Below are 16,997 nucleotides of genomic sequence, written 5' to 3' on the forward strand. Positions count from 1 at the left end.
TTTGGCACGCTGTTGAGTTCTCAAGGAACGGACGCTTCCTTCGGACCGCCTTCCAGCGGACCCTCCGGGCTTCGTTCTTTCGTGTTCCCAGCTTACCAGATGTTTTCCGCTCCGTTTACCGGGGCTTTTCGCATCTGAAATCTGGTGTTAACCGCCAAGTTGTGGCGACTCGACCAACCATAGCGGGTCGGTGACCGGAGTGCGAATCGAGGCGCGCTTGGTGTCACCCGGTCGGCGGCATGATTTGTTGCTCTCGCGAGCATATACAGCAGTGGTCCCGATTCGCCAAGATGCCTGTAGAGTTCGGCACATCGGCCGAGAGGACTAGACCACTCGCGGGCTGGCGAGACGCCCGCCGACAGGCGGGCGGGGGCGGGGTTTTCGCCCGGGAATGTTGACAGATGTCCGAAGTTGACATGATTTAGGCTTCAGCTGATCGTCGTGCCGCTCCTCGCGGCCGCTCGCTGTACTGCGCCCTTGGGAGGCACCACCATGACCACTGTGACGTCGCCGCTGACCGGCAAGGTCGTCGGGCTCGCCGGCGTGCCGGACCCGGTGTTCTCGGGCGCGATGGTCGGCCCCGGTACCGCGATCGACCCGGTTCGTCGGCCCACCGAGGCGCTCTCTCCGGTGGACGGCGTCGTCGTCTCCATGCACCCGCACGCCTTCGTCGTCGTGGACGCCGAGGGCCACGGTGTGCTGACCCACCTCGGGATCGACACCGTCCAGCTCAACGGCGAGGGCTTCGAGCTGCTCGTCACCAAGGGCGACACGGTGACCCGCGGCCAGGCCGTCATCAAGTGGGACCCGTCCGCCGTCGAGGCCGCCGGCAAGTCGCCGATCTCGCCGATCGTCGCGCTGGAGGCCACCCCGGACTCGCTCGGCGACCTGCGGGAGGACGGCGAGGCCGTCTCCGGCGAGCCGCTGTTCAGCTGGAGCTGACCCTCTCGGCCACCGATACACACCCGCCCCGCAGGAAGTGACGGGGCGGCCCGGCACTCAGCGGTTCCCGGCGGGGCCGCTCCTCTCAGCGGAGACAGGTAGATGGAGAAGACACTGCGCGGCGTGGGTGTCAGCCACGGGGTCGCGATCGGCCAGGTGCGGCACATGGGGACGGCGGTTCTGGAGCCCCCGGCCACCCAGATCCCGACCGAGGACGCCCCGCGGGAGCAGGCACGCGCCCAGGCCGCCGTGGAGGCGGTCGCCGCCGACCTGATCGCGCGCGGCAACCTGGCGGGCGGCGAGGCGCAGGCCGTCCTCGAGGCCCAGGCGCTGATGGCGCAGGACCCCGAGCTGATGGCCGACGTGTCCCGCCGGATCGCCGTCGGCAGCAGTGCCGAGCGCGGTGTGTACGACGCCTTCGCCGCCTACCGCGCGCTGCTCGCCTCCGCCGGGGAGTACCTGGCCGGGCGGGTCGCCGACCTGGACGACGTGCGGAACCGGATCGTGGCCCGGCTGCTCGGGGTGCCGATGCCGGGTGTGCCGGACAGCGACGAGCCGTACGTGCTGTTCGCGCGGGACCTGGCGCCGGCCGACACCGCGCTGCTGGACCCGACGCTGGTGCTCGGCTTCGTGACCGAGGAGGGCGGGCCGACCAGCCACAGCGCCATCCTGGCGCGGGCGATGGGCGTGCCGGCCGTCGTGGCGCTGCCCGGTGCGACCGATGTCGCCGAGGGCACCGTCGTCGCGGTGGACGGCAGCTCGGGCGATGTGCTGCTGGAGCCGTCGCAGGAGAGGCAGGACGAGCTGCGGGCGATCGCCGCCGAGCGCAAGGCCGCGCTGGCCGCTTCCTCCGGTCCGGGGCAGACCTCGGACGGGCACCGCGTCCCGCTGCTCGCCAACGTGGGTGGCCCGGCGGACGTGCCGGCCGCGCTGGAGAACGGCGCCGAGGGCGTCGGCCTGTTCCGTACCGAGTTCCTGTTCCTGGACGACTCGGCGAAGGCTCCCGGCGAGGAGAAGCAGGTCGAGGCGTACCGCAAGGTGCTGGAGGCCTTCCCCGAGGGCCGGGTCGTGGTCCGGGTGCTCGACGCGGGCGCGGACAAGCCGCTGGACTTCCTGACTCCGGCCGACGAGCCGAACCCGGCGCTCGGCGTACGCGGTCTCCGTACCCTGCTGGAGCACCCCGAGGTGCTGCGCACCCAGCTGCGGGCGCTGGCCACGGCGGCCGCGGGTCTGCCGGTGCACCTGGAGGTGATGGCGCCGATGGTGGCCGACCGCCAGGACGCCAAGGACTTCGCGACCGCGTGCCGCGAGGCCGGGCTGGACGCCAAGTTCGGTGCGATGGTGGAGATCCCCTCGGCCGCGCTGCGGGCCAGGTCGATCCTTCAGGAGGTCGAGTTCCTGTCGCTGGGGACCAACGACCTGGCGCAGTACACCTTCGCGGCCGATCGCCAGGTCGGTGCGCTGGCGCGGCTGCAGGACCCGTGGCAGCCGGCGCTGCTGGACCTGATCGCCGCGGCGGCCGACGCCGCGCGGGCGAGCGGCAAGAGCTGCGGCGTCTGCGGCGAGGCGGCCTCCGACCCGCTGCTGGCCGTGGTGCTGACCGGTCTGGGCGTCACCAGCCTCTCGATGGGCTCCGCGTCGATCCCGTACGTGCGGACCGCGCTGGCCAAGTACACGCTGGCGCAGTGTCGCCGGGCGGCCGAGGCGGCCCGGGCCGCGGACAGCGCCGAGGAGGCGCGGGTCGCGGCGCAGCAGGTGCTGTCCGGCGAGTAAGGGCCGAGTAACAGCGCTGAAGGCGAGAACACGAGAAGGGGCGCCCTCACCATCGCGGTGGGGGCGCCCCTTTCGTGTGCGTCGGGGAGGTCAGGCCCGGCGGTCGATGCGGAGCCGCTCGAAGAAGCGCAGGTGCTCGATGTTGTCGACGGAGCCGGGGTTGACGGCCTGCTCCAGCGGGGTGCCGGAGAGGATGCGCTTGACCGGGACCTCGATCCGCTTGCCGGTGAGGGTGTGCGGGAGGCCGCGGACGGCGATGACCTCGTCGGGGACGTGGCGCGGGGAGAGTTCGGTGCGCAGCGAGGTGCGGATGCGGCCGATGAGGTCGTCGTTCAGTTCGGCGCCGGGGGCGAGGACGACGAACAGCGGCATCCAGTAGCCGCCGTCGGGTTCCTCCAGGCCGATGACCAGGGACTCGGCGATCTCGGGGAGGCGCTCGACCACCTCGTAGATGTCCGAGGAGCCCATCCGGACGCCCTGACGGTTGAGGGTGGAGTCGGAGCGGCCGTGGATGACGACGGTGCCCCGGGAGGTGACGGTGATCCAGTCGCCGTGGCGCCAGATGCCGGGGTACATGTCGAAGTAGCTGTCGTGGTACCGGGTGCCCTCGGGGTCGTTCCAGAAGCCGGTGGGCATGGACGGGATGGGCTTGGTGACGACGAGTTCGCCGACCGCGTCGGTGAGCGGCTTGCCCTGGACGTCCCAGGACTCGACGGCGGCGCCGAGGCAGGGGGCCTGGATCTCGCCGAGGTACACCGGGAGGGTGGGGACGCCGCCGACGAAGCAGGAGCAGACGTCGGTGCCGCCGCTGACGGAGGCGAGCCAGACGTCCTCCTTGACCTCGTCGTAGATCCAGCGGAAGCCGTCGGGGGGCAGCGGGGAGCCGGTGGTGCCGATGCAGCGCACGGCGGAGACGTCGAGGTCGCGGCCGGGGTGGAGCTCGGCCTTGCGGCTGGCGATCACGTAGGCGGCGGAGGTTCCGAGGACGGTGGCGCCGGTGCGGGCGGCGACGGACCAGAGGGCGCCGGTGTCGGGGTGGCCGGGGCTGCCGTCGTAGGTGACGATCGTGGACCCGACGAGGAGGCCGGCCAGCAGGAAGTTCCACATCATCCAGCCGGTGGAGGTGTACCAGAGGAAGCGGTCCTGGGGGCCGAGGTCGAGGTGGAGGCCGGCCTGCTTGAGGTGTTCGAGCAGGATGCCGCCCTGGCTCTGGATGATGGCCTTGGGCAGGCCGGTGGTGCCGGAGGAGTAGAGGACCCAGAGCGGGTGGTCGAAGGGGACCGGCTCGAAGACCGGCTCGACGTCGTCGGAGACCAGGTCGTCCCAGGTCAGGGCACCCTCGGGGGCGGGGGCGCCGAGCAGCGGGATGTGGACGACAGTGCGCAGGCTGGGGAGCTCGCGGCGCAGCTCGGCGACGACCTCGGTGCGGTCGTGGTCCTTGCCGCCGTAGTGGTAGCCGTCGATGGCGAAGAGGACGGCGGGTTCGATCTGCTGGAGGCGGTCGAGGACGCTGCGGGCGCCGAAGTCGGGGGCGCAGCTGGTCCAGATCGCGCCGACGGCGGCGGTGGCGAGGAGGGCGACGGCGGCCTGCGGGATGTTGGGCAGGTAGGCGCTGACGCGGTCGCCGGGGCCGATGCCCTGGGCGCGCAGGGCGGCGGCGAGGGAGCCGACCTGGCGGCGGAGTTCGGACCAGGTGAGGGCGACGGGCTGCTCGGTGGTCTCGTCGAGGTGGAGGATCGCGGGGCGGTCGGCGTTGGCGCTCTTCTCACCGTCGGGGCCGGGCTCGGCCGCGCGCAGGGCGTGCTCGGCGTAGTTGAGGCGGGCGCCGGGGAACCAGCGGGCGCCCGGCATGGCCGGGTCGGCGAGGACGGCCTCGGGGGCCTGGGTGAAGCGGACGTCGAACCACTGGGTGACCGCGGTCCAGAACCGGTCGAGGTCCTCGGTGGACCAGGTGTGCAGGTCGGCGTAGCGCTGGGCGGCCTGCTGGTCGTCGGCGGCCGGGGCGAGCGCGGCGGCCGGGGCGCCGTGGTGTTCGGCGGCCCAGGCCTGGAAGGCCACCAGGCTGGTGGCGGCGGCGCGAGCGGGGTTGGGGCGCCAGAGCGGCTGGTCCTGGGGTGGGGTGCTCACGGTGGTGGTCTCCCGGCCGGTGGTGGGGACGGGAGAGCTTGTGGCAGACCCGTCCGGTTGGGCTGTCGGTGCAGACCATGCCATGTGCGCGGCCGTCGCGCCAGGGTCGGCCGCCGAGCGGCGGGGAGGTCAGCGGGGGGCGAACTCGCCGCTGAACCAGCGGCTCAGGACCCCGTTGTGGAAGTCCCAGACGAGCGCGGTGTCGGCGGTGGCGAGCAGCCAGCCGTCGGTCTCGTCGGTGGGGCGCGAGGGCGGGAGCTCGGCGAGCGGGCGGGCGGGGAGCAGGCCGCAGAGCATCACGAAGCGGCCGTAGGGGTCGGAGGCGGTGTGGATCAGGGTGACCTCGGTGGGGTCGGCCGCGATGCCGGTCTCCTCCTGCAGTTCGCGGACGCAGGCCTGCTGCCAGCTCTCGCCGTAGTCCATGTAGCCGCCGGGGAAGGCGAGTTCGCCGTAGCCGGGTTCGATGGTGCGGCGGATGACGACCAGGGCGGGGTCGGCGTCGGGCCGGGTGACGGGGAGGACGGTGACCGCGACGGGCAGCGGGTTGCGGTAGCTGATCTCGGTGCAGCCCGGGCAGGTGCGGGGCCAGGCCCGGGTGCCGGCCGGGTAGGGCGTACCGCAGAAGTGGCAGTGGGAGAACGGCCGGTGGACGGCCTGGGTCGCTTCGTCAGTCGTCATGGCCGGATGGTAGCCCCGGTGGCGTGACCGGGTCCCCGGGTCTTCGGTGATCAGACCGGCGGGCCAGCAGGTGATCAGGCGAGCGGGTGATCAGTGCGGCCCGGCGTCGCCGGGCGGGTCCTCGCGGGTGGGACGGAGCAGGGCGGGGTGCAGCAGGCCTGCGCCGCCGGCGTGGTAGGTGCGGGCGCGGGGGCCGCCGCGGGCGCCGCCGCGCTCGGTGGTGGTGCCGGTGCTCTCGACGAAGCCGGGGACGGAGAGGACCTTGCGGTGGAAGTTGCCGGGGTGGAGCTTCTCGTCCCAGACCGCCTCGTAGACGGCGCGCAGGTCCGGGATGGTGAAGTCGTGGGGCAGGAAGGCGGTGGCCAGCGGGCTGTACTCGAGCTTGGCACGCACCCGGTCGAGCCCGTCGGCGAGGATCCGGGCGTGGTCGAAGGCCAGCGTGAGCGCAGTGGGGCCGGTGCGCCCGTCGACGCCACCCCCGTGGGTGTCGGCGGGCGCACCGGCGGCTCGGGACCGGCCGCTGGGCCGGAGGTCCAGGTCGCGGACGGGGTGCCAGGCGGCGGCCGCGGCGTCCGTCCCGGCCTGGGGGTCGGGGAGGTCCGGTGCGAAGGCGAGGTAGGCGACGGAGACGACGTGCATCCGCGGATCCCGGTCGGGGGCGCCGTAGGTGCCGAGCTGCTCGAGGTGGAAGCGGCAGAGCTTGGCCTCGGCGTCGGCGGCACCCTGCAGGCCCGTCTCCTCGGCGAGTTCGCGGGCGGCGGCCTCGTCCAGGCTCTCCTCGCCGGCCCGAAGGAAGCCGCCGGGCAGCGCCCAGCAGCCCTGGTAGGGCGGGGCGCCGCGCTCGACGAGCAGGACGTGCAGGCTGCCGTGGCGCAGGGTCAGGGCCACCACGTCGACCGTGACGGCGATCGGGGCGTAGGCGCGCGGGTCGTACGCGGCGAGCCACTCCTGCTCGGCCTCGGGCCCGGTGCCGGGCCGGTCGTCCGCCGCCATCGCCGGTTCCTCTCCGTGCTCGCGGTGCTCGCTCTTGTCTTCAGTGTTGTCAGGTGCTGCTGTTCAGGTGCTGTCGTTCTCGGGCTGAGCACAACGTAGCGATCCGGGTTCCCCGGCGGCAAATGCTTTTCCCGGTCGGCCGGGGCGCCGGCCTTCTAGGCTGTGACCAGCAACGACCGCGTCAGAGGAGGCCGACATGCCCACTGCTCCCCCGCCGGACTTCGCCACGGCGCTGGCCGCCGGTCCGCTGGTGCTGGACGGTGGGATGTCGAACCAGTTGGCGGCGGCGGGGCACGACCTGTCGGACGAGCTGTGGTCGGCGCGGCTGCTGGCGGACGACCCGGGGGCGGTGGTGGCGGCGCACCGGGCGTACTTCGAGGCCGGCGCGGACGTCGCCATCACGGCGAGCTACCAGGCGAGCTTCGAGGGCTTCGCCCGTCGCGGCGTCGGCCGGGCGCAGGCCGCGCGGCTGCTGGCGAGCAGCGTGGAGCTGGCCCGGGAGGCGGCGCGGGCCGAGCCCGGCAGGCGGCGGCGCTGGGTGGCGGCGTCGGTGGGCCCGTACGGGGCGGTGCTGGCGGACGGTTCGGAGTACCGGGGCCGGTACGGGCTGGGCGTCGCGGAGCTGGTGGCCTTCCACCGGCCGCGGCTGGAGGTGCTGGCGGCGGCCCGGCCGGACGTGCTGGCGTTGGAGACGGTGCCGGACGCGGACGAGGCCCGGGCGCTGCTGGAGCTGGTGCGCGGGCTGGGGGTGCCGGCCTGGCTGTCGTACAGCGTCGAGGGGGACCGGACCCGGGCCGGGCAGCCGCTCGCGGAGGCGTTCGCGCTCGCGGCGGAGGTGGACGAGGTGCTGGCGGTGGGCGTCAACTGCTGTACGCCACAGGACGCGGACCGGGCGGTGGCGCTGGCCGCCGAGGTGACCGGGAAGCCGGTGGTGGTCTACCCGAACAGTGGGGAGGAGTGGGACGCCGGGCGCCGTGGCTGGCACGGGGAGGCGACCTTCCGCTCGGCCCGGGTGGGCGGCTGGCTCGCGGACGGGGCCCGGCTGGTGGGCGGCTGCTGCCGGGTCGGGCCGGACGGGATCGCGGCGCTCGCGGCGGAGGTGGCGGTGCGCCGGGGTCCGTCGAACGACCTGGAAGGCTGAGACCCGGCCGGAGTGAGGCCGGAGAATCGCGGGAGCCGGAGCACCGCAGGGGCCCGAGATTCCGGCCCCTGGCACCCGGCCGGGGACCGGTTACCGAGGGGGAAGGTGCACGGAGCCAGTACGGCCTGGCAGACTCGTCCCGTCACCACTGCGGTCGACATTGTCGACCGCCTGTCAGCGCGGAGGTATCCATGCCCGGCCCGATCCAGTCGCTTTCCCGGGCCGCCGCGATCATGCGCCTGCTGGCCGGCGGCGAGCGCCGCCTCGGCCTGTCCGAGGTCTCGACGGCGCTGGGCCTCGCCAAGGGCACCGCGCACGGCATCCTGCGCACGCTGCAGCAGGAGGGGTTCGTCGAGCAGGACCCGGAGAGCGGCAAGTACCAGCTGGGCGCGGAGCTGCTGCGGCTGGGGCAGAGCTATCTGGACGTGCACGAGCTGCGGGCGCGGGCCCTGGTGTGGGCGGACGACCTGGCCCGGGCGGCCGGGGAAACGGTCTACCTGGGGGTGCTGCACCAGCAGGGCGTGCTGATCGTGCACCACGTGTTCCGGCCGGACGACACCCGCCAGGTGCTGGAGGTCGGCTCGATGCAGCCGCTGCACAGCACCGCGCTCGGCAAGATGCTGCTGGCCTACGACCCGGTCGCACGTGGGGAGTTGGGCGACGGTCCGTACGAGTCGTACACCATGCGCACGCTCACCGAGGCCGCCGACGTGGACGCCGAGTGCGCGCTGATCCGCGAGCGCGGCTGGGCCGACGCGGTCGAGGAGACCTGGGAGGGCGTGGCCTCGATCGGCGCGCTGATCCAGGACCGGCGGCGCAACCCGGTGGGCGCGGTGTGCATCAGCGGGCCGGTGGAGCGGGTCTGCGAGGACGGCTTCGTGAGGCCCTCGCTGGTGGCCTCGGTACGCAGCGCGGCGCGCGCGATCTCGCGCGATCTGGGTGCCGGGCGGTTCTGAAAAAGCGTTCACATCGTCACGCTGAGGCGCGGACGGGCGGTAGGCCTGTCCGCGCCTTGGCGTTTTGTCCTGTTTCGGGGCGCTCCGCTCGGTAACTTCGGGGAGCGGGCCGAGGCAAGGGTCACAGCTGCGCAACCCCGCCTTGACGTGGGGGCGACCTGGGGAGGAAGCTTCCGCATGACGGTCGACATTGTCGAACGATGGCCGGGGAGATCACTCCCCCAGTGCGCTCACCCACACAGCGATCGACCGGCCGCCCACCCCCACCCACACCTCCGGGCCATATGGACAAGGGAGTCTTTGTGTCCGCGTTCTCCAACGGCGACGTATTCGTCGGCGAAACCCTCGGCACCGCCGCCCTGATACTCCTCGGCGGTGGCGTTTGCGCCGCCGTGACCCTCAAGAAGTCGAAGGCCGTCAACGCCGGCTGGCTGGCGATCACCTTCGGCTGGGGATTCGCGGTCCTCATCGCCGCCTACATGTCGGCTCCGAAGTCCGGCGCGCACCTCAATCCGGCCGTCACCATCGCGCTCGCGGTGAAGAGCGGCGAATGGAGCCAGGTGCCGCTCTACCTCTGCTCGCAGCTGCTCGGCGCGATCATCGGCGCCGTGCTGGTCTGGGCGACCTACCTCGGACAGTTCAACGCCAACGAGGAGCCCACCCTCGGCATCTTCTCGACCGGGCCCGAGATCCGGAACCCGATCCAGAACGTGCTCACCGAGGTCATCGGCACCTTCGTGCTCTGCTTCGCGATCCTCACCATCGGCACTAACTCCGGCCTCTCCCAGTCCGGCACCGGCACCCTGATGGTCGCCTTCACCGTCGTCGGCATCGGCCTCTCGCTGGGCGGCCCGACCGGCTACGCGATCAACCCGGCCCGTGACCTCGGCCCGCGCATCGCCCACGCCCTGCTGCCGATCCCCAAGAAGGGCGGCTCGGACTGGTCGTACGCCTGGGTCCCGGTCGTCGGACCGATCATCGGCGGCCTCGCGGCCGGCGGCCTGTACAACGCCCTCTTCTAAAGACCCCTCTTCACAAGAGCGGTGTCGACCCCGCCGAACACGGGGACTGACCGAGAAGCGCGTCAGGCCCACCCACCCCGTACCCCCGAACCCGAGCCGAGGACCCTCCCATGACCTCCACCGGTAACTACATCGCTGCGATCGACCAGGGCACCACCTCCAGCCGCTGCATCATCTTCGGCGCCGACGGCCGGATCGTCTCCGTCGACCAGCAGGAGCACCGGCAGATCTTCCCCCAGCCCGGCTACGTCGAGCACGACGCCAGCGAGATCTGGACCCGGGTGCAGTCGGTCGTCCGCGGTGCCCTGGAGAAGGCCGGACTGACCAAGGACGACATCCGCGCCATCGGCATCACCAACCAGCGCGAGACCACCGTCCTGTGGGACAAGAACACCGGTGAGCCGGTGCACAACGCGCTGGTGTGGCAGGACACCCGCACCGAGGGGCTCTGCCGCGAGCTGGGCCGCAACGTCGGCCAGGACCGCTTCCGCCGCGAGACCGGCCTCCCGCTGGCCAGCTACTTCGCCGGCCCGAAGATCCGCTGGCTGCTGGACAACGTCGAGGGCCTGCGCGAGCGCGCCGAGGCCGGCGACATCCTGTTCGGCACCATGGACACCTGGGTGATCTGGAACCTCACCGGCGGTGTCGACGGCGGCAAGCACGTCACCGACGTGACCAACGCCAGCCGCACCATGCTGATGAACCTGAAGACGCTCGCCTGGGACGAGAGCATCGCCGAGTCGATGGGCGTGCCGATGGCCGTCCTCCCGGAGATCCGCTCCTCCGCCGAGGTGTACGGCGAGGCCGTCGGCGACCTGGCCGGCGTCCCGGTCGCCTCCGCGCTCGGCGACCAGCAGGCCGCGCTGTTCGGCCAGACCTGCTTCAACGAGGGCGAGGCCAAGTCCACCTACGGCACCGGCACCTTCCTGCTGCTCAACACCGGCGAGAAGATCGTCAACTCGTACCACGGCCTGCTGACCACCGTCGGCTACCGGATCGGCGACCAGGCCCCGGTGTACGCCCTGGAAGGCTCGATCGCCGTCACCGGCTCGCTCGTCCAGTGGCTGCGCGACCAGCTCGGCATCATCTCCACCGCCGCCGAGATCGAGACCCTCGCCAACACGGTCGAGGACAACGGCGGCGCCTACTTCGTCCCGGCCTTCTCCGGCCTGTTCGCCCCGTACTGGCGCTCCGACGCCCGCGGTGTGATCGCCGGCCTGACCCGGTACGTCACCAAGGGCCACCTGGCCCGGGCCGTCCTGGAGGCCACCGCCTGGCAGACCCGCGAGGTCGTCGACGCCATGCAGAAGGACTCCGGGGTCGAGCTCACCGCCCTCAAGGTCGACGGCGGCATGACCAGCAACAACCTGCTCATGCAGAACATCGCCGACGTCCTGGACGCCCCGGTCGAGCGCCCGTACGTGGCCGAGACCACCGCCCTCGGCGCCGCCTACGCGGCCGGTCTCGCCGTCGGCTTCTGGAACGACCTCGACACCCTGCGGGCCAACTGGCACCGCGCCGCCGAGTGGACCCCGCGCATGGACGAGGCCACCCGGGAGCGTGAGTACAAGAAGTGGCTCAAGGCCGTGGAGCGCACCATGGGCTGGGTGGAGGAGGAAGAGAACAACTGACCGACCAGCCGGTCGGGGCCCCGTGCCCCGGCCGGCCGCCCGCTGTTCCGGCAACGGGCGTCACCGTGTTTCACCGGCCCGCCGCACCGGGCCGACCGGCCTCTCCCGCAGAGGCCGCACCGCACACGAGAGGAGTAACGGCGCCGCCCGACCCGCGCGCCGTACACAACCACCATGGCAACCATCCCGACCCTGGGCGCCGAGCGCACCGCCGGCCGCACCGCCTCCCGCGCCGAGACCCGCGAACTGCTCGGCAAGGCCACCTACGACCTGCTGGTGATCGGGGGCGGCATCCTCGGCACGGCCGTCGCCTGGACCGCGTCCCAGGCCGGCCTGAAGGTCGCCATGGTCGATGCCGGCGACTTCGCCGGTGCCACCTCCAGCGCCTCCTCCAAGCTCGTCCACGGCGGTCTGCGCTACCTGCAGACCGGCGCGGTCAAGCTGGTCGCGGAGAACCACAAGGAGCGCCGCGCGCTCTCCACCGACGTCGCCCCGCACCTGGTCAACCCGCTGACCTTCTTCGTGCCGGTCTACAAGGGCGGCCCGCACGGCGCCGCCAAGCTCGGCGCCGGCGTCTTCCTCTACTCTGCGCTGTCCGCCTTCCGCGACGGCATGGGCCGGGTCTCCACCGCCGCGCACGCCGCCCAGCAGGTGCCCGCGCTGCGCACCGAGGGCCTGCGCTCGGTGGCCGTCTACGGCGACCACCAGATGAACGACTCGCGCGTCGCCGTGATGACCGTGCGCGCCGCGGTCGACGCCGGCGCCGTGGTGCTCAACCACGCCGAGGTCACCGGGCTGCGCTTCACCGGCCGCCGGGTCACCGGTGCCGAGCTCCGCGACCGCCTGGACGGCAGCGAGTTCGGCATCAACGCCCGCCTGGTGCTCAACGCCACCGGCCCGTGGGTCGACCACCTGCGCACGATGGAGGACGCCGGCGCCGCGCCGTCGATCCGCCTCTCCAAGGGCGCCCACGTCGTGGTCAAGCGCCGCTCGCCGTGGCGCGCCGCGCTGACCATCCCGATCGACAAGTACCGCGTCTCCTTCGCCATCCCGTGGGAGGACCACGTCCTCCTCGGCACCACCGACGAGGAGTACACCGGCGACCCCAAGGACGTCCGGGCCACCGACGCGGACATCGACCAGATCATGGGCGAGGCCGCGCACGCGATCCGCGACGAGCACCTCGACCGCGACCTGGTCACCTACTCCTTCGCAGGCCTGCGCGTGCTGCCCGGCGGCCCCGGCGACACCGCCGCCGCCAAGCGCGAGACCGTCGTCACCGAGGGCCGCGGCGGCATGCTGTCGGTCTCCGGCGGCAAGTGGACCACCTACCGGCACATCGGCCGCGCCGTGCTGGAGAAGCTGGCCCACGTGCCCGGCACCAGCCTCGGCGAGGACATGTCCCCGATCGCCCCGACCGTCCCGCTGCCGGGCGTCGGCGCGCCGAACGCGGTGGCGCACCGCCTGCTGATCGACCGTGAGCCGGGCTCGCGGATGGAGCCGCTGGTCGCCAAGCACCTGGCCAGCCACTACGGCACGCTCTCCTTCGAGATCGCCCGCATGATCGACGAGAACCCGGAGCTCGGCCGGCCGATCCACGAGGACGGGCCCGACGTCTGGGCGCAGGTCGCGTACGCGGCGGACAACGAGTGGGCGTACACGGCGGACGACGTGCTGCGCCGCCGCACCACGATGACGGTGCGCGGGCTGGACACGCCGGAGATCCAGGCCGAGGTCGAGGCCTTCCTCGCGAAGCGTGGGACCAAGTAAGCACAGCCTCGCGAAGCGTGGGACCAAGTAAGCACAGCCTCGCGAAGCGGGTCGGCAAGTAACAACAGCTGTACGGCGGGCGGGCGTTCGGGGTTTCCCGGGCGCCCGTCCTTCGCTTTGTCAGATCAGGGTGTTCACACGACCGCGCCGGCCTTGACCACGTGCTTGAGGTGCCGCTCCGGGCGGGTGAGGACGGTGAGGTCGGCCAGCGGGTCGCCGTCGACGACGAGCAGGTCGGCGTGGGCGCCCGGGGCGAGGGTGCCGATCTCCCCCGCCATGCCGAGCAGTCGGGCCGCCGTGGTGGTCGCCGAGCGGAGCACGTCCGCGACCGGCTGGACCTGGGCGCGCAGGGTGAACTCCTCCAGCTGGGCCGGGTGCAGCGGGCCGAGCAGGTCGCTGCCGTAGACGAGGTTGACGCCCGCCCGGTGGGCCCGCTCCAGGGCGTCGAGGCCCCGGTCGCGGACCTCGGCGAGCTTGCCGACGGAGGCGGGCGGCAGGCCGGAGGCGGCGCCGAGCTTGGCGGTCTGCTCGTAGGCGACCAGGGTCGGGACCAGGAAGGCGTCCTTCTCCAGCAGCAGGGCGATCGTGCCGTCGTCCAGCAGGTTGCCGTGTTCGACGCAGCGCACCCCGGCCCGCAGGGCGCGGTCGATCGCCCGCGGGTGGTAGGCGTGCACGGTGACGTAGCGGTTGTGGTTCTCCGCCTCCTCGACCGCCGCGCGGATCTCCTCCTCGCTGTACTGGACGGCGGCGATCTCGTCGTGCGGGGAGGCGACGCCACCGGAGAGCAGCACCTTGAGGTGGCGCGCGCCCTTGCGGAACTCGTCCCGTGCGGCGGCCCGTACCGCGTCCACGCCGTCGGCGATCCGGCCGAAGTTCGGCCGGGACTCGCAGCAGGGCAGGGCGTCGTCGCCGAGCGGGCGCAGGTCGCCGTGGCCGCCGGTCTGGGACAGCGCCTTGCCGCCGTGCAGCAGTCGGGGGCCGGGCACCAGGCCCTCGGCCAGGGCGCGGGCCATGCCGTGGTCGGCGCCGCCGACGTCGCGGACGGTGGTGAAGCCGCGGCGCAGCATGCGTCCGGCCTCGGCGAGGGCGCGGACGGTCGCGTAACCGGGGGTCCAGTCGGCGACGTCGTGCAGGTCGAGCGTGGTGACCAGCAGGTGGACGTGGGCGTCGATCAGGCCGGGCAGGACGGTGCCGCCGGCGGCGTCGACCACCCGGACGCCGTCGCTCGCGGCGGGCGGGCGGCCGGTGCCGGTGGCGGCGATCCGGCCGTCGGCGGTCTCCAGCCAGCCGCGGTCGGTGCGGGTGCCGTGCTCGGGGTGGAGCAGGTGGGCGTTGGTGATCAGCAGTCGGCTCATGGTGGTGGTCCCCCTCGGGTTCGGTGCGGCTGGCACCGGCGGTTCGGTACGGCTCGCACCGGCAGTTCAGTACGGCCCGTATTGAATACGACTCGTACTGAATACACCATGTATCGTTCCCCTGTGAACCCACCCCCGGCCGATGCCGCCGCTGCCCGACCGCCTCGCCGTCGTGTCCACACCCGGGCCCGGCTACTGGCCGCGGCGGGCGAACTGTTCCTCACCGTCGGCTTCGCGCGGACGAGCATCGAGGACGTCTGTGCCGCCGCCGGCTACACCCGCGGCGCCTTCTACTCGAACTTCGGCAGCAAGGAGGACCTGCTGCTGGCGCTCTTCGACGACCAGGCGGCGCAGCGGATGGCCGAGCTGGAGCAGCTCGCCGCCGCCTGCGAGGCGCTCGCGCCGCGGGATCGGGCCCGGCTGCTGGTCGAGGCGCTGCTGCGGGTCGAGCCCGCGGAGACCGGGTGGATCCTGCTGTTCCTGGAGTTCCGGCTGGTCGCCGCCCGGACGCAGGCGCTGGCCGAGCAGGTCGCCGCGCACGACCGGACGGTCGCGCGGGCGCTGGCCGACGTCCTGGAGCGGGCACTGCCGGAACTGGTACCCGAGGGCGCGAGCGCCGGGCAGGCCGCGACGGTGATCCTCTCCGCGCGGGAGGGGTTGCTGGCCCGTACGGCGGCGGGCGGCGCGCTCGCGGAGCAGCTGCTGGAGGCGACGGCGGCGGTGCTGTCGGGGCTGCTGGGGCAATCAGGCTGAACCGAGGGCTCGCGTCCCACGTGGATCCTCGATGGGCCGGTAGCCCGCCTGGGCCCTTCCTGCGACGGACGGTGCCGACCGTGCACCTGCTGGCACGTTCCTGACGTTCTGTCGATCTGAATCGACGTGACCGGGGCCGTGCGGCGAGAATCGCTCTCCTCGGCATCCCGCTGTCCGAGAAGGGCGCACCGTTCAGGCCCTGCCGCCACGAACGGCCCGTTGCGGTCGGCCCGTTGCGGCTGGCTGGTGCCGCAGCGCGACCCCACGTGGTGTCGACCGGCTCAGCGCCGTCCGGGCGCCGTCCCGGTCCGGGATCGGGTACTCGGCAGCTGACGAGTCCGGCCCCACCGCTCACGCGCCGGGGCCGGGACCTGAAGGCTTTTCACCGAACTTCTAAATGATCAGGCTCAGCGGCAGGATCAGGGCGATCGCGACGACCGAGATCACCGTCTCCATCACCGACCAGGACTTCAGCGTCTGCCCGACGCTCATCCCGAAGTACTCCTTCACCAGCCAGAACCCGGCGTCGTTGACGTGCGAGAAGAACAGCGAGCCGGCGCCGATCGCGAGCACCAGCAGGGCCGCGTGGGTCGAGGACATGTTCGCGGCGAGCGGGGAGACGATGCCCGCCGCCGTGATCGTGGCGACCGTCGCCGAGCCGGTGGCCAGCCGGATCAGCACGGCGATCAGCCAGCCCAGCAGCAGCGCCGAGATGTGCCACTTGCCGGACCACTCGCTCACCGCGTTGCCGACGCCCACGTCGATCAGGGTCTGCTTGAAACCGCCGCCCGCGCCGACGATGAAAACGATGCCCGCGATCGGGCCGAGCGACTTGCCGACGGTGTCGGAGATCCGGGCCTTGTCGAAGCCCGCCGCCCTGCCGAGGGTCAGCATGCCGAGCAGGGTCGCGGCGAGCAGGGCGATCAGCGGGGAGCCGACGAAGTCGAACACCCGCTGGCCGATCGCCTTCGGGTCGTCGATCACCACATCGGCCAGCGCCTTGCCGAGCATCAGCACGACCGGCAGCAGGATCGTCGCCAGCACCGCGCCGAAGGACGGGGTGCGGTCGCGCTCGGCCGACTCCGCGGGGGCGGTGGCCGCCGGAAGCTCCAGCGGACCGACCCAGCGCTCGGCGACCCGCGCGAACAGCGGACCGGCGATGATCAGGGTCGGGACGGCGATCAGCAGGCCGAGCGCCAGGGTGATGCCGAGGTCGGCCTTCAGCGCGTCGACGGCGACCAGCGGGCCCGGGTGCGGGGGCACCAGACCGTGCAGCACCGACAGGCCGGCCAGGGCCGGGATGCCGACCCGCATCAGTGGAACGTTGCCCCGGCGGGCGACCAGGAGCACGATCGGGATCAGCAGGACGACGCCGACCTCGAAGAACAGCGGCAGGCCGAGCACGGCGGCGATCAGCGCCATCGCCCAGGGCAGCGCCCTGTTGCCCGTACGGGAGAGCACGGTGTCCGCGATGATGTTCGCGCCGCCGGAGTCGGCGAGCAGCTTGCCGAGCATCGCGCCGAGGCCGATCAGCAGGCCGACACTGGCCACGGTGGAGCCGAAACCCGTCGAGAAGCTGCTGAGCAGCTTGTCGAAGGGAGCGCCCGCGACGGCGGCCAGCAGGCCGGAGCCGAGCGTGAGGGCGAGGAACGGGTGCAGCTTCAGCTTGGTGATGAGTACGACGATCGCACCGATGCTGAGCAGCACCGCGATCAGCAGCTGGGAGTCGCTGCCGGTGTGCGGCAGGGCCGGTGGGGCGGCAGAGAGGAGAGTGGCGGACAAGCTCATGCGCCCGCCTCGCTTCGCCCGGTCGGGGCATTCGCCCTTACGCGCCTTCTGACGGCTCGCTCGCTTCG

General features: G+C 72.6%; 13 protein-coding genes. 8 read left to right on the forward strand and 5 right to left on the reverse strand.

Annotated elements, in window-relative coordinates; genetic code table 11:
* The first annotated feature begins 492 nt into the window (after window positions 1-492).
* Together ACZ52J_RS37750 and ptsP are read left to right on the forward strand one after the other, a co-directional pair.
* Entirely contained in the window at window positions 493-942 is a 450-nt protein-coding gene (locus tag ACZ52J_RS37750) for a PTS sugar transporter subunit IIA (protein ID WP_360504874.1), read from the forward strand.
* Between the two features lie 102 nt (window positions 943-1,044).
* On the forward strand, window positions 1,045-2,715 hold the full coding sequence (gene ptsP / locus ACZ52J_RS37755; RefSeq protein WP_465625400.1) for a phosphoenolpyruvate--protein phosphotransferase: 1,671 nt from the start codon (window positions 1,045-1,047) through the stop codon (window positions 2,713-2,715).
* A 90-nt stretch (window positions 2,716-2,805) separates the two neighbouring features.
* Here the strand turns inward: ptsP and ACZ52J_RS37760 are convergent, their stop codons facing one another.
* From ACZ52J_RS37760 to ACZ52J_RS37770, 3 genes are all read right to left on the reverse strand, one after another.
* Window positions 2,806-4,926 carry an acetoacetate--CoA ligase gene (locus ACZ52J_RS37760; RefSeq protein ID WP_465625402.1) on the reverse strand — a complete coding sequence of 707 codons (2,121 nt, stop codon included), beginning with the start codon at window positions 4,924-4,926 and terminating at the stop codon, window positions 2,806-2,808.
* Between the two features lie 45 nt (window positions 4,927-4,971).
* Window positions 4,972-5,520, reverse strand: coding sequence for an NUDIX domain-containing protein (locus ACZ52J_RS37765; RefSeq protein ID WP_465625404.1), 549 nt, complete (start codon window positions 5,518-5,520; stop codon window positions 4,972-4,974).
* Window positions 5,521-5,610: 90 nt separating this feature from the next.
* Complete coding sequence (locus tag ACZ52J_RS37770; protein ID WP_360504882.1) at window positions 5,611-6,513, reverse strand: NUDIX hydrolase; 903 nt, start codon at window positions 6,511-6,513, stop codon at window positions 5,611-5,613.
* A 196-nt stretch (window positions 6,514-6,709) separates the two neighbouring features.
* On the opposite strand from ACZ52J_RS37770, the gene mmuM reads away from it, so the two are divergent.
* The 5 genes from mmuM to ACZ52J_RS37795 all read left to right on the forward strand — a co-directional run bounded on the left by mmuM (window position 6,710) and on the right by ACZ52J_RS37795 (window position 13,033).
* Entirely contained in the window at window positions 6,710-7,654 is a 945-nt protein-coding gene (gene mmuM, locus ACZ52J_RS37775) for a homocysteine S-methyltransferase (RefSeq protein WP_465625407.1), read from the forward strand.
* A 191-nt stretch (window positions 7,655-7,845) separates the two neighbouring features.
* Entirely contained in the window at window positions 7,846-8,610 is a 765-nt protein-coding gene (locus ACZ52J_RS37780) for an IclR family transcriptional regulator (protein WP_360504886.1), read from the forward strand.
* A gap of 284 nt (window positions 8,611-8,894) precedes the next feature.
* Window positions 8,895-9,632, forward strand: a complete 738-nt coding sequence (locus ACZ52J_RS37785; RefSeq protein ID WP_465625409.1) for an MIP/aquaporin family protein — start codon at window positions 8,895-8,897, stop codon at window positions 9,630-9,632.
* Window positions 9,633-9,742: 110 nt separating this feature from the next.
* Window positions 9,743-11,263, forward strand: coding sequence for a glycerol kinase GlpK (gene glpK, locus ACZ52J_RS37790; protein ID WP_360504890.1), 1,521 nt, complete (start codon window positions 9,743-9,745; stop codon window positions 11,261-11,263).
* Between the two features lie 174 nt (window positions 11,264-11,437).
* Window positions 11,438-13,033: a glycerol-3-phosphate dehydrogenase/oxidase gene (locus ACZ52J_RS37795; protein WP_360504892.1), complete on the forward strand. Its 1,596-nt coding sequence runs from the start codon at window positions 11,438-11,440 to the stop codon at window positions 13,031-13,033.
* Window positions 13,034-13,167: 134 nt separating this feature from the next.
* On the opposite strand, the gene ACZ52J_RS37800 is transcribed toward ACZ52J_RS37795, so the two are convergent.
* Window positions 13,168-14,388, reverse strand: a complete 1,221-nt coding sequence (locus ACZ52J_RS37800; RefSeq protein WP_360504894.1) for a metal-dependent hydrolase family protein — start codon at window positions 14,386-14,388, stop codon at window positions 13,168-13,170.
* Window positions 14,389-14,511: 123 nt separating this feature from the next.
* On the opposite strand from ACZ52J_RS37800, the gene ACZ52J_RS37805 reads away from it, so the two are divergent.
* A complete protein-coding gene (locus tag ACZ52J_RS37805) occupies window positions 14,512-15,141 on the forward strand; it encodes a TetR/AcrR family transcriptional regulator (RefSeq protein WP_465625413.1) in 630 nt (209 codons plus the stop codon).
* Between the two features lie 393 nt (window positions 15,142-15,534).
* Here the strand turns inward: ACZ52J_RS37805 and ACZ52J_RS37810 are convergent, their stop codons facing one another.
* Window positions 15,535-16,929 (reverse strand): GntT/GntP/DsdX family permease, encoded by a 1,395-nt coding sequence (locus ACZ52J_RS37810; protein ID WP_465625415.1) that lies wholly within the window; start codon window positions 16,927-16,929, stop codon window positions 15,535-15,537.
* Window positions 16,930-16,997 lie beyond the last annotated feature (68 nt).

The sequence above is a fragment of the Kitasatospora sp. NPDC034035 genome (assembly GCF_055575755.1).